The 23,056-nt window shown below is 62.2% G+C and carries 22 protein-coding genes; 13 read left to right on the forward strand and 9 right to left on the reverse strand.

What is annotated here, in order from left to right:
• Positions 1 to 263 precede the first annotated feature (263 nt).
• The 10 genes from RW095_RS32725 (at position 264) to RW095_RS32770 (ending at position 8,542) form a co-directional block, all read left to right on the forward strand.
• The gene (locus tag RW095_RS32725) at positions 264 to 917 is read left to right on the forward strand and encodes a UDP-N-acetylmuramate--alanine ligase (RefSeq protein WP_317020068.1); all 654 of its coding nucleotides are present in this window, start codon (positions 264 to 266) and stop codon (positions 915 to 917) included.
• A gap of 9 nt (positions 918 to 926) precedes the next feature.
• Complete coding sequence (locus RW095_RS32730; protein ID WP_128592565.1) at positions 927 to 1,484, forward strand: TlpA family protein disulfide reductase; 558 nt, start codon at positions 927 to 929, stop codon at positions 1,482 to 1,484.
• Between the two features lie 194 nt (positions 1,485 to 1,678).
• Positions 1,679 to 2,134 (forward strand): type II 3-dehydroquinate dehydratase, encoded by a 456-nt coding sequence (aroQ, locus tag RW095_RS32735; RefSeq protein WP_006051861.1) that lies wholly within the window; start codon positions 1,679 to 1,681, stop codon positions 2,132 to 2,134.
• Positions 2,135 to 2,206: 72 nt separating this feature from the next.
• Positions 2,207 to 2,680, forward strand: coding sequence for an acetyl-CoA carboxylase biotin carboxyl carrier protein (accB, locus tag RW095_RS32740; RefSeq protein WP_317020069.1), 474 nt, complete (start codon positions 2,207 to 2,209; stop codon positions 2,678 to 2,680).
• A gap of 130 nt (positions 2,681 to 2,810) precedes the next feature.
• Positions 2,811 to 4,178 (forward strand): acetyl-CoA carboxylase biotin carboxylase subunit, encoded by a 1,368-nt coding sequence (gene accC, locus RW095_RS32745; protein ID WP_020071265.1) that lies wholly within the window; start codon positions 2,811 to 2,813, stop codon positions 4,176 to 4,178.
• A gap of 3 nt (positions 4,179 to 4,181) precedes the next feature.
• Positions 4,182 to 5,084, forward strand: coding sequence for a 50S ribosomal protein L11 methyltransferase (gene prmA, locus RW095_RS32750; RefSeq protein ID WP_317020070.1), 903 nt, complete (start codon positions 4,182 to 4,184; stop codon positions 5,082 to 5,084).
• Between the two features lie 48 nt (positions 5,085 to 5,132).
• Positions 5,133 to 6,431: a DUF3426 domain-containing protein gene (locus RW095_RS32755; RefSeq protein ID WP_317020071.1), complete on the forward strand. Its 1,299-nt coding sequence runs from the start codon at positions 5,133 to 5,135 to the stop codon at positions 6,429 to 6,431.
• A gap of 73 nt (positions 6,432 to 6,504) precedes the next feature.
• A complete protein-coding gene (gene tpx / locus RW095_RS32760) occupies positions 6,505 to 7,005 on the forward strand; it encodes a thiol peroxidase (protein ID WP_317020072.1) in 501 nt (166 codons plus the stop codon).
• A 97-nt stretch (positions 7,006 to 7,102) separates the two neighbouring features.
• Positions 7,103 to 8,041, forward strand: coding sequence for a carbohydrate kinase family protein (locus RW095_RS32765; protein WP_317020073.1), 939 nt, complete (start codon positions 7,103 to 7,105; stop codon positions 8,039 to 8,041).
• Between the two features lie 24 nt (positions 8,042 to 8,065).
• Positions 8,066 to 8,542, forward strand: coding sequence for an outer membrane lipoprotein (locus RW095_RS32770; RefSeq protein WP_317020074.1), 477 nt, complete (start codon positions 8,066 to 8,068; stop codon positions 8,540 to 8,542).
• A gap of 280 nt (positions 8,543 to 8,822) precedes the next feature.
• Here RW095_RS32770 and RW095_RS32775 read toward each other — a convergent pair whose 3' ends face one another.
• The 7 genes from RW095_RS32775 to RW095_RS32805 form a co-directional block, all read right to left on the reverse strand.
• On the reverse strand, positions 8,823 to 9,467 hold the full coding sequence (locus RW095_RS32775) for a histone H1-like DNA-binding protein (protein WP_020071259.1): 645 nt from the start codon (positions 9,465 to 9,467) through the stop codon (positions 8,823 to 8,825).
• A 30-nt stretch (positions 9,468 to 9,497) separates the two neighbouring features.
• Positions 9,498 to 9,824 (reverse strand): hypothetical protein, encoded by a 327-nt coding sequence (locus tag RW095_RS32780; RefSeq protein WP_020071258.1) that lies wholly within the window; start codon positions 9,822 to 9,824, stop codon positions 9,498 to 9,500.
• Positions 9,825 to 9,909: 85 nt separating this feature from the next.
• Positions 9,910 to 11,142 carry a ribonucleotide-diphosphate reductase subunit beta gene (locus tag RW095_RS32785; RefSeq protein ID WP_128589270.1) on the reverse strand — a complete coding sequence of 411 codons (1,233 nt, stop codon included), beginning with the start codon at positions 11,140 to 11,142 and terminating at the stop codon, positions 9,910 to 9,912.
• Between the two features lie 684 nt (positions 11,143 to 11,826).
• A complete protein-coding gene (locus RW095_RS32790) occupies positions 11,827 to 14,829 on the reverse strand; it encodes a ribonucleoside-diphosphate reductase subunit alpha (protein WP_317020075.1) in 3,003 nt (1,000 codons plus the stop codon).
• Between the two features lie 539 nt (positions 14,830 to 15,368).
• Positions 15,369 to 15,965 (reverse strand): 1,6-anhydro-N-acetylmuramyl-L-alanine amidase AmpD, encoded by a 597-nt coding sequence (gene ampD, locus RW095_RS32795; protein WP_317020076.1) that lies wholly within the window; start codon positions 15,963 to 15,965, stop codon positions 15,369 to 15,371.
• A complete protein-coding gene (locus RW095_RS32800; RefSeq protein ID WP_317020077.1) occupies positions 15,962 to 16,285 on the reverse strand; it encodes a PP0621 family protein in 324 nt (107 codons plus the stop codon). Before RW095_RS32800 ends, ampD begins: the two co-directional genes overlap by 4 nt.
• 9 nt (positions 16,286 to 16,294) lie before the next feature.
• The gene (locus RW095_RS32805) at positions 16,295 to 17,248 is read right to left on the reverse strand and encodes a cytochrome C assembly family protein (RefSeq protein WP_317020078.1); all 954 of its coding nucleotides are present in this window, start codon (positions 17,246 to 17,248) and stop codon (positions 16,295 to 16,297) included.
• Positions 17,249 to 17,329: 81 nt separating this feature from the next.
• Between RW095_RS32805 and ffh the strand changes: the two genes are divergently transcribed.
• On the forward strand, positions 17,330 to 18,697 hold the full coding sequence (gene ffh / locus RW095_RS32810) for a signal recognition particle protein (RefSeq protein WP_317020079.1): 1,368 nt from the start codon (positions 17,330 to 17,332) through the stop codon (positions 18,695 to 18,697).
• A gap of 120 nt (positions 18,698 to 18,817) precedes the next feature.
• Complete coding sequence (locus RW095_RS32815; protein WP_317020080.1) at positions 18,818 to 19,369, forward strand: hypoxanthine-guanine phosphoribosyltransferase; 552 nt, start codon at positions 18,818 to 18,820, stop codon at positions 19,367 to 19,369.
• 179 nt (positions 19,370 to 19,548) lie between these two features.
• On the opposite strand, the gene RW095_RS32820 is transcribed toward RW095_RS32815, so the two are convergent.
• Together RW095_RS32820 and RW095_RS32825 are read right to left on the reverse strand one after the other, a co-directional pair.
• Positions 19,549 to 20,148 (reverse strand): MarC family protein, encoded by a 600-nt coding sequence (locus tag RW095_RS32820; protein WP_020071248.1) that lies wholly within the window; start codon positions 20,146 to 20,148, stop codon positions 19,549 to 19,551.
• Between the two features lie 12 nt (positions 20,149 to 20,160).
• Positions 20,161 to 21,897: a proline--tRNA ligase gene (locus tag RW095_RS32825; RefSeq protein WP_317020081.1), complete on the reverse strand. Its 1,737-nt coding sequence runs from the start codon at positions 21,895 to 21,897 to the stop codon at positions 20,161 to 20,163.
• Positions 21,898 to 22,195: 298 nt separating this feature from the next.
• Here RW095_RS32825 and RW095_RS32830 point away from each other — a divergent pair, with 298 nt between their 5' ends.
• Complete coding sequence (locus tag RW095_RS32830) at positions 22,196 to 22,939, forward strand: RNA pyrophosphohydrolase (RefSeq protein WP_317022759.1); 744 nt, start codon at positions 22,196 to 22,198, stop codon at positions 22,937 to 22,939.
• The last annotated feature ends 117 nt before the right edge of the window (positions 22,940 to 23,056 follow it).

The following is a 23,056-nucleotide window of genomic DNA, read 5'->3' on the forward strand; positions in this document are numbered from 1 at the left end:
CGCGCGGGCGTTTTTTCCTGGAAAGACCCTTACCTGGCGCTTCGTGCCAGGCCCCCGAAGGGGCAAGAAAACTTGTGGGGCGGCCCGGCGTTTTCCTGAGAGGGATGAAAGAGCGGCGAACGGCCAAAAGAGCCGTCCGCAAAGGACGCCATTGTAACCGACGCCTCCCGAACGCCTAAGCGCACTCGCCCGCTTCCTCTGCGGCCGGCAGCCGGCCCGAGCCGCCGGAAAGGGCTGTCATGAATCTCTAGTATGATTGACGGATGGTTCGAAAATCACATTTTGATCCGCAGCGCGTGCGCGAGGAAATCGCCATTGCGGCTGCGCGCCTGATCGCCGAAGACGGTCTCGACTATGCGACGGCCAAGCGCAAAGCGGCCCGGCAAGTCATTGGGGAAAGCCGGGTTGCCGGCGAATGGCTGCCTGATAACGATCAGATCGAAGAAGAAATCCGCGAGTATCAGTCGCTCTTCCAGGGCGACAGCCAGCCGGCGCTTTTGCGGCGCCTGCGCGGCATCGCCGTCGAATGGATGGAACGGCTCGCACCTTTTAACCCGTATCTGACGGGCGCAGTGCTCGGCGGCACGGCCGGCGAGCATTCGGATATTCATCTTCAGGTGTTCTGCGACAACCCGAAGGAAGTCGCCATCGACTTCCTCAACGCGAACATCCAATACGACGTCTCGGAAACGCGCCACTTCGCGGGCCGCGGTTACGTGGAGACGCTGAGCTTCCTGTGGCGGCCGGCGAGCGAAGGGCGCGACTCGGACCCGGTGGGCGTTCACGTCGCACTGTACGAGGCGGACGACCTGCGCGGCGCGGTCAAAGCCGACGCCCGGGGGCGCACGGCGCGCGCGAACCTCCAGACCGTCCAGTCGCTGCTCGCCGCAAGCGGCGTAGCGCCCTCAACCAACTAGACACGCATGATGAACACCAGAAGGATTCTGCTGGGGGCGCTCGTCGCCGGCGTCGCGGCCGGAAGCGGCGTGCTCGCCAACCACTGGCTGAATGGCGACGACGGTTTGACTGCGACCGCCCACGCCGCCGGTTCGGCATCGAAGGAAAGCGCTGTTGCCCAACTTTGGGCGGCGCCGGTCACTACCGCAGATGGCAAGCCGGGCTCCCTATCTGTGCTGAAAGGACGCCCAATTGTCGTCAATTTTTGGGCTTCATGGTGCGGGCCGTGTGTCGAGGAAATGCCGGCGCTGTCGCAGCTGCAACGCGACTACGCGAAGAAAGGCATCCAGTTCGTAGGACTTGGCGTCGATTCGGAGAAAAACGTGCAGGCCTTCCTGCAAAAAGTGAAGGTCGCCTACCCCATCTACGTGACGGGCTTCGGCGGCGCTGACCTCGCGCGCTCATTTGGGAATACGGCGGGCGGCCTGCCGTTCACCGTGGTGATTGACGCCAAAGGCAATATCCGCTCGACAAAATTAGGACAGATCGATCCCATCGCCCTGAAACAAACCCTCGACGCGCTGTAAATTTCGCAATCTTTTGACGGTGGTTTTGCGACGAAAGGCGCAAAATTGGACGCAAATCGGACGCAATTGCGAGAAATTGAGCGACCGGCGCCTAGCCACAAAGCGCTCTCGAACGCCTCGTCCGTGCAGGAAACTAGACAAGTTTCTCTAATCAGCGCTAAAGTGCGCCCAATTCCACGGAAAAAGAAGCGACCATGACGCGACTGCTGGTACTGCACGGCCCCAACCTCAACCTTCTCGGCACGCGGGAACCCGAGGTTTATGGCCGAGTGACCCTGCCGCAGATTGACCAGGCGCTAGCCGACCGCGCCGCCGACGCCGGCGTAGAACTCGCGTCGTTCCAGAGCAACCATGAAGGCGCTCTGGTTGATCGCATCCAATCCGCCCGGACAGAAAAAACCGATTTCATCCTGATCAATCCGGCCGCGTACACGCACACGAGTGTCGCTATCCGGGACGCTCTCGCGGGCGTCGGCATTCCGTTCGTCGAGATTCATCTCTCGAACGTGCATCGTCGTGAACCGTTCCGGCATCACTCGTATTTTTCCGACCAGGCTGAGGGCGTGATCTGCGGCCTCGGCTGGAAGGGTTATCTGTACGCGCTCGAATTCGCGCTCGACCGGCTGGCCGCCGGTTCGTCGCGAGGCTGAAATTCCAAACACGTCTAATTTGCGCCGGCCGCGCGCGCGCCGGCACTCCACGCATTGAAAAGGGGCTTCCTGATGGATCTACGCAAACTGAAAACTCTGATCGACCTCGTGTCGGAGTCCGGCATCTCGGAACTCGAAGTGACCGAGGGCGAGGGCAAGGTTCGCATCGTCAAGAATGCGCCGCCGGTTTACGTGCAACCCTCCGCTTCGTACGCGCCGCAGTACTCGCAGCCGGCCCCGATGGCAGGCGGCGAAGTGCCCGCCGTGACGGCAGCAGGTGCGCCGGCCACGCCGCCAGCCGCCGCGCCGCAAGGCCATGTCGTGACCTCGCCGATGGTCGGCACGTTCTACCGCGCGCCTTCGCCGGGCGCCGATCCGTTCGTTCAGGTCGGTGACACGGTCAAGGAAGGGCAGACGATCTGCATCATCGAAGCGATGAAGCTGCTCAACGAAATCGAGTCGGACAAGTCCGGCGTCGTGAAAGAAATTCTCGTCGAAAACGGCCAGGCGGTCGAATACGGCCAACCGCTGTTCGTGGTCGGCTAACGCGGCGCGCATTGCGCCTCGCTGTGCGCATGCCGCCCGCGCGCCCGTCGCACACGGCGCGCGCCCGATCCTCTGAGGCAGCCGGTGTTCTCAGCAACCCGGCGCCCATTGATGAGTCGAAAAACCCGCTATGTTTGAAAAAATCCTCATTGCCAATCGTGGCGAGATCGCGCTTCGCATCCAGCGCGCCTGCCGCGAACTGGGCGTCAAGACGGTCGTCGTCTATTCCGAAGCCGACAAGGAAGCCAAGTACGTCAAGCTTGCCGACGAAGCCGTCTGCATCGGCCCGGCGCCTTCCAATCTGAGCTACCTGAATATGCCGGCGCTGATCAGCGCCGCGGAAGTGACGGACGCCGAGGCGATCCACCCCGGTTACGGCTTCCTCTCGGAAAACGCCGACTTCGCCGAACGTGTCGAGCAATCCGGCTTCACCTTCATCGGTCCGCGTCCGGAAACCATCCGGATGATGGGCGACAAGGTGACTGCCAAGCAGACCATGATCAAGACCGGCGTGCCTTGCGTGCCGGGTTCTGAAGGCGCATTGCCGGAAGATCCGAAAGAGATCGTGAAAATTGCGCGGCAAGTCGGCTATCCGGTCATCATCAAGGCCGCCGGCGGCGGCGGTGGCCGCGGCATGCGCGTCGTCCACACCGAAGCGGCGCTCGTCAACGCGGTCAACATGACGCGCGAAGAAGCCGGCCGTGCGTTCGGCAACCCGCAGGTCTACATGGAGAAATTCCTGGAGAACCCGCGGCACATCGAAATTCAGGTGCTGTCCGATTCGTTCAAGAACGCGGTCTGGCTCGGCGAGCGCGATTGCTCGATGCAGCGCCGTCACCAGAAAGTGATCGAGGAAGCGCCGGCGCCCGGCATTGCGCGCCGTCTGATCGACCGCATTGGCGACCGTTGCGCGGATGCGTGCAAGAAGATGGGCTATCTTGGCGCCGGTACGTTCGAGTTCCTGTACGAAAACGGTGAGTTCTACTTCATTGAAATGAACACGCGCGTGCAGGTCGAGCACCCGGTGACCGAACTGATCACGGGCGTCGACATCGTGCAGGAACAGATCCGCATTGCGGCCGGCGAAAAGCTCGCGTTCCGTCAGCGCGACATCGTGTTCAAGGGCCATGCGATCGAATGCCGGATCAATGCTGAAGATCCGTTCAAGTTCATTCCGTCGCCGGGACGCCTCACGTCGTGGCACATGCCGGGCGGTCCTGGCATCCGCGTCGATTCGCATGCCTACAATGGCTATTTCGTGCCGCCGAACTATGATTCGATGATCGGTAAGCTGATCGCTTACGGCGCTACGCGCGAGCAGGCAATCAAGCGGATGCGCATCGCTCTGTCGGAAATGGTCGTTGAAGGAATCCAGACGAACATCCCGTTGCATCGCGAGCTGATGCTGGACGCAAAGTTCGTCGAAGGCGGCACGAGCATTCACTACCTCGAAAACCGGTTGGCCGCGAAACTGCAGGCCGCGCCGGAAGAAGCGTAAGTCATGAGTTACCGGGAACTGGTCGCCGAATTGGCACGCGAGCACGCGGAGGAGTTTTCCGACGCGCTGCTCGAGTTGGGCGCGCTGTCCGTATCGGTCGAAGATGCGGACGCCGATACGCCCGACGAGCAGCCGCTTTTCGGCGAGCCCGGTCTCACGCCCGACCGCACGGCTTGGCAGCGTTCACGCGTGATCGCGCTGCTCGCAGCGGAACACGAACCGGCGGTGCTGCTCGCCGCCGCGGCGAACGAGGTCGGCCTCGCTGTGACGCCGTCGTTCACCGTGCGTGAAGTCGAAGAACAGGACTGGGTGCGGCTCACGCAATCGCAGTTCGATCCGATTCCGATCGGCGAGCGCATCTGGGTCGTGCCTTCGTGGCACGACGCGCCAGACCCCAATGCGCTGGTGCTCGAACTGGATCCGGGCCTCGCCTTCGGCACCGGCAGCCATCCCACCACGCGTCTGTGCATGGAGTGGCTCGAGCAATCGGTGAGGCCTGGGCAATCCGTGCTCGACTACGGTTGCGGCTCCGGCATTCTCGCGATTCTCGCAAAAAAATGCGGCGCCGATCCTGTGTACGGCATCGACATCGATCCGCAAGCGGTCGAGTCGGCGCGTCACAATAGCGAGCGCAACCGCGCCGAAGTCACCTACGGTCTACCCAACGAATGCCCCACCGGCGAATTCGAGCTCGTCGTTGCCAATATCCTGTCCAATCCACTCAAGCTGATGGCCTCGATGCTCTCGTCGAAGGTCAAGCCGGGCGGCCGCATCGCACTGTCGGGCATTCTGGCGCGCCAGGCTGACGAAGTCGCGCAGGTGTACGCGCGATGGATCGACATCGGCGTATGGCGCGAACACGAAGGCTGGGTATGTCTAACGGGAACACGCCGCGAAAGCCATTAGAATAAGGCGTATTGTCCAACCAACGGCCACTCGGCTAACCGGCTCAATATGCTTCTGGCGACGCGCTGTCCCTTCTGTGAAACCGTCTTCCGCCTGCAACCGACGCAGTTGGCGCTGCGCCGCGGCCTCGTGCGTTGCGGGCAATGCCACGAAGTGTTCGACGCATCCAGCAGCCTCTTCGACATAAGCGAGGGCGGCGACTTCTCCACCGCCAGACAGGTCTCCGCAGCCGCGGCTATAGAGGCACTGTCCGGCGTGCGCCCGAGCGGCGCAGACTTCAGCCCCGCCGCGTGGGATCCCTGGGCGCCGCGGCCCACGCCGCTCTTCGAGGAACGCTTCCGCCACAACGCACAGAGCGTCTCGGCTCAGCCCGGCTACACCGGCGCAAGCACCTCTAGCGCACCCGGCCATGCCGCGACGGAGCCCACGTCGCCTCCCGGCGCACCCAGCGCACCCAGCGCGGCGACTCCGGCCGACCACGAGCCGCTGCTCGCGGACGCGCCGCTCGAACCCTTCGCCTATGAAGCCGAGCCGCCCGCCGAAGAAGCGCCGCACGTGTGGCACAAGACAGAACGCCCCTCCGACTTTCCGATCGACGAACCGGTGCTCAACGAGTCGGCTTCGTTCCATGGATTCTCGGACAACGAACCGCATTTCGGAACGACCGGCGTAGGCGCGGCCGGCCTCGGCGCAACTCACCCGCATCCATATTCCGCCGATCCGGGCGATCCGGCCGATCCCGATCTGCGCGGGCCGACTCGCGCGGCTGCCACGCCGAGCGGTGAGCCGTTCTCGGTGCAGCCGCCGATCGGCGACGACATGGACCCGTTTCCGGTAGTGCGAGAACCGCGTGCCGCCGAACCGCGGCGCCTTGCATGGATCGTCGGCGGATCGGTGGCGGCGGTCTTGCTCGTCATCGCATTGCTTGCGCAACTCGCGTGGTGGCAGCGCGAAACCGTACTCGTCTATCTGCCGGGCACCCAGACGCTGTACGCGAAGGTGTGCGCGCACCTCGGCTGTCAGCTCACGGCGCCGCACGATATCGACGGCTTGCAGGTGGAGCCGTCTGATTTGCGGCAAATCGACGGGCCGCACAAGCTCGAACTGCGAATGCCGCTGCGCAACCGCTTCAACGTCGCGCTAGCCTATCCGGCGATCGAACTCACACTTCTGGACGATCAGAACAACGTGGCGTTGCGCCGCGTGCTGTTTCCGCAAGACTACGTTGCTCCAGGTACGCCGATCGCAGCGGGTCTGCCGCCGCACATGACGCAAACCATGATCGTGCACCTCGATACCGGCAACGCGGTCGCCTCCAATTTCCGCGTACAGATCTTCTATCCGTAACGCATCCCTGCGCGCCTCGCGTCGAGCGGGCGCGTTCACCGTCATCACAGACGAACTTTCGGAGCACAACAACATGAGTCAAGTCACGCTGGGTGGTAACCCGATCGATGTAGCCGGCACCTTCCCGTCGGTGGGCCAGAGCGCTCCCGCTTTCTCGCTGGTCGGCAAGGATCTGAAGCCGCTGTCGCTCGCCGATTTCGCCGGCAAGCGCAAGGTGTTGAACATTGTCCCGAGCCTCGACACGCCGACGTGCGCCACCTCGACCCGCAAGTTCAACGAAGCCGCTGCGAAGCTGAGCAACACGGCTGTGATCGTCGTGTCGGGCGACCTGCCGTTCGCCGCGTCGCGCTTTTGCACGACGGAAGGCATCGAGAACGTCGTGACGGCCTCGACCTTCCGCGGCCATGAATTTGCGCAGGCGTACGGCGTCGACGTGACGAGCGGTCCGCTCGCGGGTCTCACGGCGCGCGCGGTTGTCGTGATCGACGAGAACGACAAGGTGGTTCATGCGGAACTGGTCGACGAAATCAAGAACGAACCGAACTACGACGCAGCACTTGCCGCGCTGAAGTAAAACCTCAGCGCACGAAGACTCCGGCGCCGCGCTTCACGCGCGGCGCTGTCACATCGTCACTACCTATTTCTTCATTCTTTTTTACAGGACGCTCGCCTTGGCTACGCTGATTTGCGGCTCGCTCGCCTACGACAACATCATGACCTTCGAAGGCCGCTTCCGGGAGCACATCCTGCCGGAGCAGGTCCACATCCTGAACGTGAGTTTTCTCGTGCCGACGATGCGCCGCGAGTTCGGCGGCTGCGCGGGCAACATCGCGTATTCGCTGAACCTGCTTGGCGGCGACGCGCGCATCATGGGCACGCTCGGCGCGGTCGACGCTCAGCTGTACATGGACCGGTTCGCTCAACTCGGGCTGTCGACGGAAAATGTGCTGGTCGTGCCGGGCACCTATTCGGCGCAGGCCATGATCACCACCGATCTGGAGAACAATCAGATCACCGCGTTCCATCCGGGCGCGATGATGCAGTCGCACCTGAACCGCGCGGACGAAGCGAGAGGCATCACACTCGGCATCGTCGCGCCCGACGGCTACGACGGCATGGTCCAGCATTCGGAACACCTGGCAGCGGCGGGCGTGCCGTTCATCTTCGATCCAGGTCAAGGTTTGCCGCTCTTCGAGGGTGCTGCACTGCGGCGCATGATTGAACTTGCGACTTACGTAGCTGTCAACGATTACGAAGCCAAACTCGTGAGCAACAAGACAGGCTGGTCGCTCGAAGAGATCGCCGGCAAGGTGGAAGCGCTCATCGTCACGCTCGGCGAACACGGTGCGCAGATTCATCACGCGGGCGGGGTCGAAGAGATTCCGGCCGTCAAGGCACAGCAGGTGCTCGACCCGACAGGATGCGGCGACGCGTTTCGCGGCGGCTTGCTGTACGGCATCGAGAACAAGCTCGGCTGGGCGACCACCGGCCGTCTCGCGAGCCTGATGGGCGCGCTGAAGATCGAGCATCAGGGTCCGCAAAACTATGCGCCCACCCGGGCGCAGATCAACGAACGGTTCAAGCAGGCGTTCGGGTACGACCTGCCGTAATACCGAAGCTATTGGAGTTAGGGAATGAGAATAACGAGTCGCCTGATAGTGGCCACCTTGATCGCCGGTTCGCTGGGCATGTCGGGGTGCGCATACAACAGCAGCTCTGCCGACGTTTACACGGCGTCGCAGGCACAGCGCGAAGAAACGGTCCGCATGGGCACGGTCGACAGTGTGCGCGCAGTCAAGATCAGTTCGAACAACGGTCAGCCGAGCGGCATTGGCGCAATCGGCGGCGGCGCTCTCGGTGCAGTGGCGGGCAGCAGGATCGGCGGCGGCACCGGCTCGATCATCACCGGAATTATTGGCGGTCTGGCGGGTGCGGTGGCCGGCAACACGGTCGAGAACAGCGTGGCCGTGCGCGACGGTCTGGAGGTTACCGTGCGGCTCGACAACGGCGACATCCGCGCAATTACGCAAAGCTCAACCGGCGAGATCTTCCGCGCCGGCGACCGTGTTCGGCTTCTTTCCAGCGGCGGCGTTACGCGCGTCACGCACTAAGGTTCCCCTCTCGAACGGCCAGGCATGACGCGGCCGCGTCGACCTCACACGCATGCCCTCCCCTGTGCATGCGTTTTTTTTCGCCTGCGCGCAGCTCGTGCGTGCGTGACTGCATCCGCGCGTCGACGCTCACGTTTTGCGCGGACGAAAAAAATCCCGTCGCCGAAAACCGGCAACGGGACCCTGACCGAGTAGCGCTCGCGAAGCTACGTTAAGCGCCACTCGATCATTGGACGCATCGAGCGATGCGTCGAAGCACTTCTGCTGCTTACTGACCTGCTTACGGACGGCTGCCCGTCGGGAACGGCCATGCCGCTGCCGGGTTCAGCGCGGTCTTCACCGTCGCCGCCGGTGCGCTCGAAACAGAAGTCGCAGCGGGTGCAGGCGCAGCCTTCTTGGCGACAGCCTTCTTCGCAGGCGCAGCCTTCTTCGCAGGAGCAGCGGCCTTCTTCGCAGGAGCAGCCTTCTTGGCAGGCGCAGCCTTTTTAGCAGCAGCCTTTTTCGCAGGCGCAGCCTTCTTGGCCGCAGCCTTTTTAGCAGGCGCGGCTTTCTTCGCAGCAGCCTTCTTCGCAGGCGCGGCCTTCTTGGCTGCGGCCTTCTTAGCCGGTGCAGCCTTCTTCGCAGCAGCCTTCTTGGCCGGTGCTGCCTTCTTCGCTGCGGCCTTCTTCGCCGGCGCTGCCTTCTTCGCTGCTACCTTCTTGGCCGGTGCGGCTTTCTTGGCTGCAACCTTCTTAGCCGGTGCAGCTTTCTTCGCTGCTACCTTCTTAGCCGGTGCTGCTTTCTTTGCCGCGACCTTCTTGGCCGGCGCTGCCTTCTTCGCTGCTACTTTCTTTGCCGGTGCTGCCTTCTTCGCCGGAGCTGCCTTCTTTGCTGCGACCTTCTTTGCTGCAGGCTTCTTAGCGGCGGCTTTCTTTGCAGTTGCCATCATTTTCTCCTTCAGGTTTTCAGATGAGAGTCAGTTCAAACTACACCCTTCGTCAAAACCCGCTTCCCGCGGACGCTTCTCAGGGCGCGCGCTACGAAGCGGGCTATTCATCGGCGTACGCAGATGCCGCGCGCTTACGCTAATGAATGCGGTAAGGCGCGCCGTGCCCGAAGGCACCGCGCGCCAAATGTCATCGGTGTTGGGTTTCAACACCGGCAATTGCTTGATCGAGCCACCGGCGATAACGCCGGCGACTTTTTCCGGGGGGAAGTTTGCCCATCCCACTGAAGGGTTCGCAAAGTGCCTGTCATGTTTGTGGGCCGCGAAGGCACGCGGCGCACCGGGCACGCTTTGCATCAGGCGGTTCAGCTCCTAAACATAATTGCCGCGGCCGAGGCTCACGGCATCCCCATCGATGAATGCATCTACGGCACGACCCGGATCACTCCCAGGTCAGCGCGCCGCCAGTCTGATATTCGATCACACGCGTCTCGAAGAAGTTGCGCTCCTTCTTCAGGTCGATCATCTCGCTCATCCACGGGAACGGGTTTTCCTCGTTCGGGTACAGCGGATCGAGACCGATCTGCTGGCAACGGCGGTTGCAGATGAAGCGCAGATAGCTCTTGAACATCGACGCATTGAGGCCGAGCACCCCGCGCGGCATCGTGTCTTCTGCGTAACGATATTCAAGTTCGACCGCTTGCTGGAAGATCTCGCGGATTTCCGCGCGGAACTCAGCCGTCCAGAGTTGCGGGTTTTCAAGTTTGATCTGGTTGATGAGGTCGATGCCGAAGTTGCAGTGCATCGACTCGTCGCGCAGGATGTACTGGTACTGTTCCGCGGCGCCGGTCATCTTGTTCTGACGGCCGAGCGCCAGGATTTGCGTGAAGCCGACGTAGAAGAACAAGCCTTCCATCACGCAGGCGAACACGATCAGGGAGCGCAGCAGCGTCTGGTCAGTCTCGAGCGTGCCGGTCTGGAAACCCGGATCGGTCAGCACGTTGATGTACGGAATGAGGAATTCGTCTTTCGCGCGGATCGAGGAGACCTCGTGATACGCGTTGAAGATTTCGCCCTCGTCGAGGCCCAGCGATTCGACGATGTACTGGTAGGCGTGTGTGTGGATCGCTTCTTCGAACGCCTGGCGCAGCAGGAACTGGCGGCATTCGGGAGCCGTGATGTGGCGGTAGGTGCCCAGCACGATGTTGTTGGCGGCGAGGGAGTCGGCCGTGACGAAGAACCCCAGGTTGCGCTTGACGATGCGGCGCTCGTCTTCGGTCAGCCCGTTCGGGTCTTTCCAAAGGGCGATGTCGCGCGACATGTTCACTTCTTGCGGCATCCAGTGGTTGGCGCAACCAGCCAGATACTTTTCCCAAGCCCACTTGTACTTGAACGGCACCAACTGATTCACGTCAGTCTGGCCGTTGATGATGCGCTTGTCGGCGACATTCACTCGCGCTTCCGAAACGGCAGCGGTTCCAGCAGCATGAGCAACGGTAGCAGCGGGAGCGACAGCGATGTCGTTCGCGAAGATGTCTTGAGCCGAGGGAGCATGAGGAGCGGAACGCGTTCCGACTTGCGAACCGACAGCCGGTCCCGCAGCGTTGCGCAACACGTTCTGTTGCGTAGCGCTCGAGGGAGTTACGGCAGTGATCTCGTCATCCCAGTTGAGCATAAATGTCACCATCAATTTAGAACGGTTTGTACCATCTTTTCACGAGCGATAAAAGAGTCCGCTCGCGAAAAATCCTGTTTTCGATTCGCGTTGCTACGTTCATACAACACTTTGTTCAACAGACTGTGTACGTTGCCTCGTATGAAGCGAGTTGAATGTGTGTCGTCGAGGTGCTTCGCGAGCTCGAAGAGCAACGTGTTGAAGCGTCGTTTCGCTGCTCTATCTATCTGTATTGCGGAGTGCGTTTGCTGTGTCTTGCACTTCTCTGCGCGTTGCCGGTTCGTCCGCGCTAGCGAGATGAAGTTCAATGCAATGTCGAGCGATGCATGTGGCCGACTGCGTTGTTCGCTCCATCGGTCGAAGCGTTGATGAAGCGCCGGGTCTTGCACTCGGGGGTTGTCTCGCGCGCTTCGTGAAGTGCCGACTCGTTGCTTCGTTGCTTGGTTGCTTCGTTGATTCGTTGATTCGTTGCGTCGTTGCTTCGTGGCTTCGTCGGGCTTGTCGCTTCGGTGCTTCGCTTCGTTGCTGTCGATGAGCGGTGCGGCCTTGCTTACTTCGTCTATCCTGCTTGCCGCGCCGCTCGTCGGTTTATATGCTTCATCTCTATCAGGTTCGTTGATCGCTGCATGAGGGTCTTTACCTGGAACCCGTCAGCAAGCAACGAACCCGCTTGCTGCTCGACGCTTACTGGCAAGCCTCGCATTCGTCGAAGCCAGGGTCGCCCGGACGCATCATGCATACGGGACCGTCCGCTTCGGGCGCGGCTTCCACTGCGACCGCCGGCGCTGCCGCTGCTGCCTGAAGGCCGCCTGCATTGCCGAGTGCACCGCCGCTCGCGCCGAAGCCGCCCGCCGCGCCGCCGCCGACACCACCCGTGCCTTCACCGCCGCCCGAGCTCACTGCATTGAGCGCGCCGTGAGCGACCGTCGACTTCTCGACGTGCGTTGCCGCCATCGTGCGGAGGTAGTACGTGGTCTTCAGACCGCGCACCCATGCGAGCTTGTAGATCTCGTCGAGCTTCTTACCTGATGCGCCGCCCATGTAGATGTTCAGCGACTGCGCCTGGTCGATCCACTTCTGACGGCGCGACGCCGCTTCGACGAGCCACTTCGGATCGACTTCGAACGCGGTCGCGTAGATCGCGCGCAGGTCTGCCGGAATACGGTCGATGCGCGAGAGCGTGCCGTCGAAGTACTTCAGGTCGGCGACCATCACCTCGTCCCACAGGCCGCGCGCCTTCAGGTCGCGCACCAGGTAGTCGTTGACCACCGTGAACTCGCCCGACAGGTTCGACTTCACATACAGGTTCTGGAACGTCGGCTCGATGCAAGCCGACACGCCGATGATGTTCGAGATCGTCGCCGTCGGCGCGATCGCGATGCAGTTCGAGTTGCGCATGCCGTAAGTGGCGATGCGCTCACGCAGTTCCGTCCAGTCCATCGACTCGCTCGAATCGACTTCGACATAGCCGCCGCGCGCGTCGGCCAGCAGCTTGACAGAGTCTTGCGGAAGGATGCCGCGATCCCACAGCGAGCCGCGGTAGCTGGAGTAACGGCCGCGTTCTTGCGCCAGTTCGGTCGACGCGTAGTAAGCGTAATAGCAAACCGCTTCCATCGACGTGTCGGCGAACTTGACCGCTTCTTCCGACGCGTACGGCGTGCGCAGCAGATGCAGGCAGTCCTGGAAGCCCATGATGCCCATGCCGACCGGACGGTGCTTCAGGTTCGAGTTGCGCGCCTTGGCGACTGCGTAATAGTTGATGTCGATCACGTTGTCGAGCATGCGCATTGCGACGCTGACCGTGCGCTTGAGCTTGTCGTGGTCGAGCACGAGCGTGCCGTCGGCCTGTTCCTTCAGATGCGCGACAAGGTTCACGGAGCCCAGGTTGCAGACCGCGATCTCGGAGTCGCTCGTGTTCAGCGTGATTTCCGTGCACAGGTTCGACGAGTGGACGACGCCGACGTGCTGTTGCGGCGAACGCACATTGCACGGATCCTTGAACGTGATCCACGGGTGGCCGGTTTCGAACAGCATGCCGAGCATCTTGCGCCACAGTTGCGCCGCGGGCACCTTCTTGAACAGCTTGATCTCGCCGCGCGCGACCTTGTCTTCGTAAGCCGTGTAAGCCGCTTCGAACTCGGCGCCGAACTTGTCGTGCAGGTCCGGGCAGGTCGACGGCGAGAACAGCGTCCAGTCGCCGCCTTCCATCACGCGCTTCATGAACAGGTCGGGAATCCAGTTCGCCGTGTTCATGTCGTGCGTGCGACGACGGTCGTCGCCGGTGTTCTTGCGCAGCTCGAGGAATTCTTCAATGTCGAGGTGCCACGTTTCCAGGTACGCGCACACTGCGCCCTTGCGCTTGCCGCCCTGGTTCACGGCGACCGCCGTGTCGTTGACGACCTTCAGGAACGGCACCACGCCTTGCGACTTGCCATTGGTGCCCTTGATGTGCGAGCCGAGCGCACGCACACGCGTCCAGTCGTTGCCGAGACCGCCGGCAAACTTCGAGAGCAGCGCGTTTTCCTTCAGTGCTTCGTAGATGCCGTCCAGGTCGTCGTCGACCGTGGTGAGATAGCACGACGACAGTTGCGAGCGGCGCGTGCCCGAGTTGAACAGCGTGGGCGTGGACGACATGAAGTCGAAGCTCGACAGCACGTTGTAAAACTCGATCGCGCGCGCTTCGCGGTCGATCTCGTTCAGCGACAGGCCCATTGCGACACGCATAAAGAATGCCTGGGGCATTTCGATACGCACGCCGTCGTGGTGCAGGAAGTAACGGTCATACAGCGTCTGCAGACCGAGGTAGCCGAATTGCAGGTCGCGGTTGTTGTCGAGCGCGGCACCCAGGCGCTTCAGGTCGAACTGCAGCAGCTTGTCGTCGAGCAGTTCGGCTTGCACGCCGCGCTTGATGAACTGCGGAAAGTACTCGGCATAACGCTCGCCCATTTCGGCTTGCGTGACTTCTTCTTCGAGAATCTCGCGGCGGATGGTGTGCAGCAGGATGCGAGCGGTGACCTGACTGTAGGCCGGGTCTTTTTCGATCATCGTACGGGCAGCCAGAATCGCCGAGTCGTAGACCTGGCTCATCGGCACGCCGTCGTACAGATTCTTCACCGTTTCCGCGACGATCGGCTCCGCGCTCACCGCGTCACCCAGGTTCGCGCAAGCGGACTCGATAATGCCGCGCAGTGCAGCGAGGTCGAGCGGACGCGTGACGCCGTTGTCCGTGACCGTGAGGCCCGGCGTGCCGGCGGCAGCGTGATCGTCATGAGCGCGCGCCTGCGTGCGCTTCTCGCGATACAGCACGTAGGCACGTGCGACGTTGTGCTCGCCGCCGCGCATCAGCGCGAGTTCGACCTGATCCTGAATGTCTTCGATATGGAACGTGCCGCCGTTCGGACGGCTGCGCAGCAGCGCGCGCACCACGTTCTGCGTCAGTTGCTCGACCAGTTCACGCACACGCGCCGACGCCGCGCCTTGACCACCGTTGACGGCGAGGAATGCCTTCGTCACGGCGATGGCGATCTTCGACGGCTCGAACGACACCACGCTGCCATTACGACGGATCACCTTGTAGTCGGCGTACGTCGCTTGCGGCGCGAGCGCTTGAGTGCCTTGTGCCTGGCCGAAGGCCTGGCCAGTCGGTGATCCCTCATACCGGGTCGTCACGTTGTCGGTGGTTTGCATGTGCAAAGCTCCTGGTCCTGGAAATGTTGCGGCGAGTGCCGCGGATTAAAACGAACGCTGCGCCGCCGCGTGCGCAAGCGAGGAGGTGCAGGAAAAAGACCGGCCTGGGCGGCTGGCGGGATGCGACTGCGATGAAGCCTGATTCGAATTGAAAACGGTCTTCGTCGTATATGTCGCGATCACTCTCAGCCCCTTTCCTGATGCTTATGGTTGCCGCCGGCTGGTCAGGTCCGGCTGCGCTGCAGGAATTATTTTTCGCTGCCTGGAATGCTTGCGGCGCCGTGCTCGGAGAGCGGGGCGCCGCGACTTGTGCACTCAGTTATACACTCGGTTATTCACACAGTTATACACAGGACACACAATATCTAGTGCGTAACTGAATTTGTGGCACCAAGTATAGTGGAGATTCGAGACAGGTCAAACGCTTTTATTTGCTCTTGAAGGCTTGACTTTTGGACCGCGCGGCGCGAAGCACTCCGCCCGCAGAAGCAGGCAGAGCCTCGCTCAGCGGCGCTCGCGCGACGTCGCGCAAAGTGCCGTTACGGCGTTCTGGAAAACTTGAGATAGGGGAAATACCGATCCGCCAGCAACGTGTCGCGTTGCAGACGCGGCCACTCGAAATGTGGTCCTGGATCTGTCTTGCGGCCGGGCGCTATGTCGGCGTGTCCGGCAAGCGCTTCGATCGGATAGCGAGCCGTCAGCGCGCTTACGAGCGAGCCGAGCGTGCGGTATTGCGCCGCCTCGAAAGCAGTGGTGTCACTGCCTTCCAGTTCGATGCCGATCGAGAAGTCATTGCAGCGCTCACGGCCGAAAAAGTTCGATGGGCCCGCGTGCCATGCGCGCTCATTGCACGACACGAACTGCTCGAGCGCGCCGTCGCGATGAATCACGAAATGCGCGGACACGCGCACGCCGCGCAGATGCGCGTCGTAATAAGGATGAGCGTCGCAATCGAGCGTATTGAGAAACAGTTCGGCAATCGCCGTGCCGCCAAACTGGTTGGGCGGCAGGCTGATGTTGTGGACAACGATCAGAGTCGGCACCGCGCCTTGCGGCCGTGCTTCGAAATTCGGCGATGGCAGCTTGCGCGCTTTTGCAACCCAACCGTCTGCGTCGACGGCGAACCCGACGCTCATCGAGCGTCGCGGCCCGTGGGTCGCGCGCCGTGTCGCTGCGCGTGCGCGGCGCTGCAGAACGGCTGCCCGGCGACGACCACCGAGTCGCTCTTCGGCGCATGCACGCCGCACTCGACGCAACGGATCATGGGCTCGGCGAGTTGAGGCGGCTCTGCAGGACGCGCGGCACCATTGCGATTGCCATTGCTGGCGGCGCCCGATGTGCCTCGCGCGCCGCCGGCGCCGGTACGTTGTGCCGTGTGCGCGTCATGACGGCGCAGCGCCTTCACGAGCCACTGGCCGACGAAGAACAACATGATGAGCAAAAAGATTTGTCGCATGGGGCACGCTCACACTACAGCACGGTGCAACAGCACCTCGAAAACAAAACGGCTGCCGACGTACGCCAGCAGCAACGCGACGAACGACGCCAGCACCCAACGCAATGCAGCACGGCCGCGCCAGCCGGACACCTTGCGCGCCGTCAGAAGCGCGCCGAACATTACCCACGACAGGATCGCGAACACGGTCTTGTGATCGAGCCGCAGCGCGCGGTCGACCAGTTGCTCGCTGAACAGAATGCCCGACACGAGCGTCAGCGTGAGCAGCACGAAACCGGCGCCGATCAGGCGGAACAGCAGCTTCTCGAGTGTGAGCAACGGCGGCAGCGTGTCGAGCCAGCTGGACAGCCAGCCGTTGCCCGCCGCAGCCACATTCCGCTGCGCGATTCCGCCGCGCATTGCATGAAGACGCCGCTCGACGAGCAGCATCAGAATGGCGTGCAGCGCGGCGATCGCGAACAGACCATAGGCGATGTTGGCGATCAGGAAGTGCAGTTTGAACATGGGTGCGGCCGAATACGGCAGCACACGCACGCCGTTGAACGCGAGCGGCAATAACGAGGCGATGCAGGCGAGCGGCAGCACCAGCAGACGCAGTCCGTCGAGCGGAAAGAAAAAGCTTTCTATCCAGTAGATGCCGGCGCCGAGCCAGAACATTGCGGACAGCGCAAACGCGAAGCCGAACACCATCGCGTTCTGCGGGAAGATCGTGGTATGCAGCAGCACGCCGTGCGCGAGCAGCGCGACGAACAGCAACGCGCGGCCCGACGAACTCATGCCCGAAGCTGCCGACCCGGCGAATCCGGACTGTGTCTGTGTGTTCGCGCCAGTGGTTGCGGCGGCCGGCATCGGCGGAACGCTTTCCAGCATGGGGCGCGACCCGGCGTGCCGATGCGAGCGCCAGCCGGCCACGGCGAGTCCGCCGTACAGGAGCGCAGTGAGGGCATACAGTACAATATCCATATTCGAAGTTTACACTAGGCCCCTGCTCCGCGACGTCTTCCACTTCGCGCCCGGCCGGGGCCGCACTGTTCATCGCTCCCCATGCTCGACAATCTGACTCAACGGATGGCGCGCGTCGTCAAGACGCTGCGCGGCGAAGCCCGGCTCACCGAGGCGAACACCCAGGAAATGCTGCGCGAGGTTCGTCTGGCGCTGCTCGAGGCGGACGTGGCGCTGCCCGTCGTGCGCGAGTTCATCGCGAAGGTGAAAGAGAAGGCGCTCGGCGAGGAAGTCATCAGCAGCCTGTCGCCGGGTCAGGCGCTCGTCGGCGTGGTGCAGCGCGAGCTGACCGCGGTGATTGGCGGCGACTACGAAGGCAAGGCCGCCGAGCTGAATCTCGCTGTCACGCCGCCGGCCGTCATTCTGATGGCGGGTCTGCAAGGCGCGGGTAAAACGACCACGGTCGGCAAGCTCGCCAAGCTGCTGCGCGAGAAGTACAAGAAAAAGGTTCTGACTGTTTCGTGCGACGTCTATCGCCCCGCTGCTATCGCGCAGTTGAAGACCGTCACCGAGCAGGTCGGCGCGGACTTCTTCCCGTCGGAACCCGATCAGAAGCCGGTCGACATCGCGCGCGCCGCGGTCGACTGGGCCAAGCGTCACTATCACGACGTGCTGCTGGTCGACACGGCCGGCCGTCTGGGTATCGACGAAGCGATGATGCGGGAAATCACCGCGCTGCACACCACCTTGAAGCCGGCGGAAACGCTCTTCGTCGTCGACGCAATGCTCGGCCAGGACGCGGTCAACACCGCGAAAGCATTTAGCGACGCGCTGCCGCTCACCGGCGTGGTGCTCACCAAGCTGGACGGCGACTCGCGCGGCGGCGCGGCGCTCTCGGTGCGTCACGTCACGGGCAAGCCGATCAAGTTCGTCGGTGTCGCGGAAAAGCTCGACGGCCTCGAAGTCTTCTACCCGGATCGTATGGCGAACCGGATTCTCGGCATGGGCGACATTCTCGCTCTCGTCGAGGAAGCGCAACGCGGCGTGGATGTCCAGGCCGCGCAGAAGCTCGCCGATAAGGTCAAGAAAGGCGGTGACTTCGACCTCAACGATTTCCGCGCGCAACTTACGCAAATGAAGGGCATGGGCGGTCTCTCGTCGCTGATGGACAAGCTGCCCGCGCAATTCCAGCAGGCTGCTGCCGGCGCCGACATGAGCCAGGCCGAAAAGCAGATGCGCCGCATGGAAGGCATCATCAATTCCATGACGCCGCTCGAGCGCGCCAAGCCGGATCTCATCAAGGCCACGCGCAAGCGCCGCATCGCCGCGGGAGCGGGCGTGCAGGTGCAGGAAGTCAACCGCATGCTGAACCAGTACGATCAGATGCGCACCATGATGAAGAAGTTGAAGGGCGGCAATCTGCAAAAGATGATGCGCGGCATGAAGGGCATGATGCCCGGCATGCGCTAAGCTTTAGCAAGACGGCGGCGCGCGGGTTGCTGACCCGACCGGCGGCCACCGTCACCATGGGAACTTCCTTCGGGGCGTTCTCACTCACACTATGTATACAGTTACCGCCCGTCAGACGTCATGAACCGCGAAGAAGCTCTCCACATTTTTAGCCACTCCGAAGAAATCGTTTCGGCCGACGAGGTCAACGCGTCGATCAGCGGCATGGCTACCGCCATCCGCAACGAAATGAGCGAGGACTTTCCGCTCGTGCTGTCGGTGATGGGCGGCGCCGCGGTCTTCACAGGCATGCTGTTGCCGCACCTCGATTTCCCGCTCGAGTTCGACTACATCCACCTCACGCGCTATCGCAACACCACCAAGGGCGGCAACGAGATGCAATGGCGCGTGGCGCCGGCTGAGTCGGTGAAGGATCGCGTGGTGCTGGTGCTCGACGACATTCTCGACGAAGGCGAGACGATGGCCGCGATCCGCAACCGCATTCTCGCGATGGGCGCAAAGCGCTTCCTGAGCGCCGTGCTGTGCGAAAAGATCATCCCGAAAGCCAAGCCGCTGCGCCCCGATTACTGCGGCTTCGAAGTGCCGGACCGCTATGTTTTCGGCTGCGGCATGGACGCCAAAGGCTACTGGCGCAACCTGCCGACTATTCGCGCATTGACTGAAGGCGCTTGACTTGCATGATCGGTCGCCGCGTTGTCTTGCGCGGCGCGAAAATGACGAGATGAAAAAAGCGGCCCGCTGGGCCGCTTTTTGTTGCGTCAAACATTGCTTGCGGGTTTCACTCAGCTGAGTTCGGCTCGGAGATCTGCCCGGCGTCGCTGATTGCCGCTCCGATCGACAGCGCGCGTCACTCAGAGTTGATGCACAAACGCGCGGATACCGCCAAGCATCATCTCCACTGAGATCGCCACCAGCACGAGTCCCATTAGCCGCTCGAATGCCATCATGGTTCGCTCGCCGAGCCACGCCTGGATCCGCTCGGCCAGCATCAGCACGACTGCGCAGACGATCATGGTGACGGTCAGCGCGCCGATCCACTCGAACATCTTGCCAGGCGCCTGCGACGTCAGCAGCATCACGGTTGCCAGCGCCGACGGCCCTGCCAGCGCCGGGATGGCAAGCGGCACGATCAACGGCTCGCCGCCGCGCACGTCGCCGCCGAAAGGGCCGTCCGGATGCGGGAACACCATGCGCAGCGCAATCAGAAACAACACAATGCCGCCGCCGATGCGCAACGACTGGTCGGTGAGGCTCATCATGCGCAAAAATGCGTCGCCGACCACCATGAACACCAGCAGGATCGCAAACGCGATCGCGACCTCTCGCAGAATCACTGCGGTGCGCCGCTTCGGCGACACACCGCGCAGACAACTAATGAAGAGTGGAATGTTGCCGAGCGGGTCAGTGATCAGGATCAGCAGCACGGTCGCGGACAGGAAGGTGTACTCCACCGTCCGCCCCGCTTAGCGCGCCAGCGCCGCGCGAACCTTCGCGATCACCGTTTGCGCGGCTTCATCTACCGGCAGCAAGGTCGCCTCGGCGTCGCGGCGGCCCTGATATTCGAGCTTGCCTTCCTTCAGGCCACGGTCGCCGATCACGAGACGATGCGGCACGCCGATCAGTTCCCAGTCGGCGAACATCACACCGGGGCGCTCGCCACGATCGTCGAGAATCACGTCGATGCCAGCTTCGACCAGCGCTGCGTACAGCTTGTCAGCCTGCTCGCGCACGGCTTCGCTGCGGTCATAGCCCATCGGGCACAGCACGACTTCGAACGGCGCGATCGATTCCGGCCAGATGATGCCCTTGTCGTCGAAATTCTGTTCGATCGCGGCGCCCAGGATACGCGTGACGCCGATGCCGTAGCAGCCCATTTCCATAGGCTGCGGCTTGCCGTTTTCGTCGAGGCAGGTTGCGTTCATCGCTTCGGAATATTTGGTGCCGAGCTGAAACACATGGCCGACTTCGATGCCGCGGCAAATCTCGATCACGCCGTTGCCGTCCGGCGACGGGTCGCCCTTCTTCACGTTGCGAATATCGGCAACAACCGGTTCCGGCAGATCGCGGCCCCAGTTCACGCCCGTGGTGTGGTAGTCCACCTCGTTCGATCCCACAACGAAGTCGCTCATGTTCGCGACGGTGCGGTCCGCGACGACTTTCACCGGCTTCTTCGTGTTGAGCGGACCGAGATAGCCCGGCGGCGTGCCGAAGGTTTCGATGATCTCCGCCTCGGTCGCCATGCGGAAATCGGCGAGGCCCGGCAGCTTGCTTGCCTTGATCTCGTTCAGGTCGTGATCGCCGCGCAGCATCAGCAGCCAGATGGTCGGTTCGGCGCCTTCGTTTTCGGTAGCGAGCACGATCGACTTGATGGTGCGCTCCAGCGGAATGTTCAGCAGTTCGGCGACGGCCTCGCACTTTGCCTTGCCCGGCGTCGGCGTCTTTTTCATCTGCTCGGCGGGAGCCGCGCGCTGTGCGTGGAGCGGCAAAGCTTCGGCCGCTTCGACGTTCGCGGCGAAGTCGGAGGTCGGGCAGTAGGCGATTGCGTCCTCACCCGTTTCGGCGATCACGTGGAATTCATGCGAGCCGCTGCCGCCGATCGAACCGTTGTCCGCCGCGACCGCGCGGAAATCGAGGCCGAGGCGCGTGAAGATGCGCACGTACGCGTCGTACATCTTGCGATACGACTCGCGCAGACCTGCCGCGTCCTTGTCGAACGAGTACGCGTCTTTCATGATGAACTCGCGGCCGCGCATCACGCCGAAACGCGGACGGATTTCGTCGCGGAACTTCGTCTGGATCTGATAGAAGTTGACCGGCAACTGACGGTAGCTCTTGATCTGCCCACGCGCGATGTCAGTCACCACTTCTTCGTGGGTCGGTCCGATCACGAAGTCGGATTGCTTGCGGTCTTTGAAGCGAAGAAGTTCAGGGCCGTATTTTTCCCAGCGGCCCGACTCCTGCCACAGCTCGGCCGGCTGCACGGCCGGCATCAGCAACTCGATCGCGCCTGCCCGGTTCATTTCGTCGCGCACGATCGCTTCTACCTTACGGATCGAGCGCAAGCCGATCGGCAGATAGTTATAGATGCCGCCGGCGACACGGCGGATCATGCCGGCACGCACCATGAGCTTGTGGCTGACGATCTCGGCGTCGGCCGGAGCTTCTTTCAGGGTGCCGATAAAGAAACGGGAAGCTTTCATTCAGATTTTCCAAAAGCGGCGGCTCCGGAGGGACCGCCCGAAAGGGTAAAAACGGGGAAATCGATACGGCTGCGTCGCCGGGCCCGCCCGGTTGCGCCATTCCGGCGCAAGGGCCGCCGCCGGGCGCCAAAGCCGCCGCGCAAAGTCTTTTGCACAAGGGATGAGGCACGGGAAGACGGACAGGCTACCGCAAAGCAGGCCTTTTGCGGCGAATCGTTCCAATCTGGTGCGAATCGGTGCGTCGGGTCCGTTATCTGTTTATAATCAAAGCAATTTTAAAGGATTCGAAGGTGGTTGTATGCTGGATCGTGAAGGCTTTCGCCCGAACGTCGGCATCATCCTCTTGAACGCGCACAACGAGGTGTTTTGGGGCAAACGGCTCCGTGAACATTCCTGGCAGTTTCCGCAGGGGGGCATCAAGTACGGAGAGACCCCCGTGCAAGCGATGTATCGGGAGTTACACGAAGAAACCGGTCTGCTTCCGGAGCACGTCAAGGTGATCGGTCGCACACGCGACTGGTTGCGTTACGAGGTGCCTGACAAGTTCATCAAGCGCGAGGTACGCGGTCATTACCGCGGCCAGAAACAAATCTGGTTCTTGCTCCGAATGGTGGGGCGCGACTGCGACATCTGCTTGCGCGCCACCGACCACCCGGAGTTCGACGCCTGGCGCTGGAACGAGTATTGGGTACCGCTCGACTGTGTGATCGAGTTCAAGCGGGATGTATATCAGTTGGCGCTGACGGAGCTATCCCGTTTCATGCGCCGCACTGCGCCGCGTGCGGAAAAACCTGGCGGGCACCATGGGCCGCGTTATCCCCGGATAGCGTCGTCAATGGAAAGTCCGCCGGATTCCACGGTAATGACGGTGACCACGGTAACGTCCGTCAGAATCGAAACTTCGGTTCACACGACAAGCGTGGCCGATTGCGGCGAAACTGCCGGCTCGGGGAACGAGGCCGGCACCGTATCGGAACTCGACGAAGACTCGGCTCGCGAGGCTGCGGGTTCGATGTTCCGTCATCAAGGCGTGCGCAACTGACCATTCTGCGCGGCCGTCTACGTCGTCTACGTCGTCTACGTCGCCTATGTCGCCTATGTCGCCTATGTCGCCTATGTCGCCTATGTCGCCTATGTCGCCTATGTCGCCTATGTCGCC

Origin of the sequence: Paraburkholderia kirstenboschensis (assembly GCF_032806925.1) — a bacterium.
Taxonomy (GTDB): domain Bacteria; phylum Pseudomonadota; class Gammaproteobacteria; order Burkholderiales; family Burkholderiaceae; genus Paraburkholderia; species Paraburkholderia kirstenboschensis.

Bases quoted from the DNA above. Each gene is read 5' to 3' on its own strand.
- RW095_RS32725 (WP_317020068.1), top strand. From the start codon at position 264: ATGGTTCGAAAATCACATTTTGATCCGCAGCGCGTGCGCGAGGAAATC.
- RW095_RS32730 (WP_128592565.1), top strand. From the start codon at position 927: ATGAACACCAGAAGGATTCTGCTGGGGGCGCTCGTCGCCGGCGTCGCG.
- aroQ (WP_006051861.1), top strand. From the start codon at position 1,679: ATGACGCGACTGCTGGTACTGCACGGCCCCAACCTCAACCTTCTCGGC.
- accB (WP_317020069.1), top strand. From the start codon at position 2,207: ATGGATCTACGCAAACTGAAAACTCTGATCGACCTCGTGTCGGAGTCC.
- accC (WP_020071265.1), top strand. From the start codon at position 2,811: ATGTTTGAAAAAATCCTCATTGCCAATCGTGGCGAGATCGCGCTTCGC.
- prmA (WP_317020070.1), top strand. From the start codon at position 4,182: ATGAGTTACCGGGAACTGGTCGCCGAATTGGCACGCGAGCACGCGGAG.
- RW095_RS32755 (WP_317020071.1), top strand. From the start codon at position 5,133: ATGCTTCTGGCGACGCGCTGTCCCTTCTGTGAAACCGTCTTCCGCCTG.
- tpx (WP_317020072.1), top strand. From the start codon at position 6,505: ATGAGTCAAGTCACGCTGGGTGGTAACCCGATCGATGTAGCCGGCACC.
- RW095_RS32770 (WP_317020074.1), top strand. From the start codon at position 8,066: ATGAGAATAACGAGTCGCCTGATAGTGGCCACCTTGATCGCCGGTTCG.
- RW095_RS32775 (WP_020071259.1), bottom strand. From the start codon at position 9,467: ATGGCAACTGCAAAGAAAGCCGCCGCTAAGAAGCCTGCAGCAAAGAAG.
- RW095_RS32780 (WP_020071258.1), bottom strand. From the start codon at position 9,824: ATGCAAAGCGTGCCCGGTGCGCCGCGTGCCTTCGCGGCCCACAAACAT.
- RW095_RS32785 (WP_128589270.1), bottom strand. From the start codon at position 11,142: ATGCTCAACTGGGATGACGAGATCACTGCCGTAACTCCCTCGAGCGCT.
- RW095_RS32790 (WP_317020075.1), bottom strand. From the start codon at position 14,829: ATGCAAACCACCGACAACGTGACGACCCGGTATGAGGGATCACCGACT.
- ampD (WP_317020076.1), bottom strand. From the start codon at position 15,965: ATGAGCGTCGGGTTCGCCGTCGACGCAGACGGTTGGGTTGCAAAAGCG.
- RW095_RS32800 (WP_317020077.1), bottom strand. From the start codon at position 16,285: ATGCGACAAATCTTTTTGCTCATCATGTTGTTCTTCGTCGGCCAGTGG.
- RW095_RS32805 (WP_317020078.1), bottom strand. From the start codon at position 17,248: ATGGATATTGTACTGTATGCCCTCACTGCGCTCCTGTACGGCGGACTC.
- ffh (WP_317020079.1), top strand. From the start codon at position 17,330: ATGCTCGACAATCTGACTCAACGGATGGCGCGCGTCGTCAAGACGCTG.
- RW095_RS32815 (WP_317020080.1), top strand. From the start codon at position 18,818: ATGAACCGCGAAGAAGCTCTCCACATTTTTAGCCACTCCGAAGAAATC.
- RW095_RS32825 (WP_317020081.1), bottom strand. From the start codon at position 21,897: ATGAAAGCTTCCCGTTTCTTTATCGGCACCCTGAAAGAAGCTCCGGCC.
- RW095_RS32830 (WP_317022759.1), top strand. From the start codon at position 22,196: ATGCTGGATCGTGAAGGCTTTCGCCCGAACGTCGGCATCATCCTCTTG.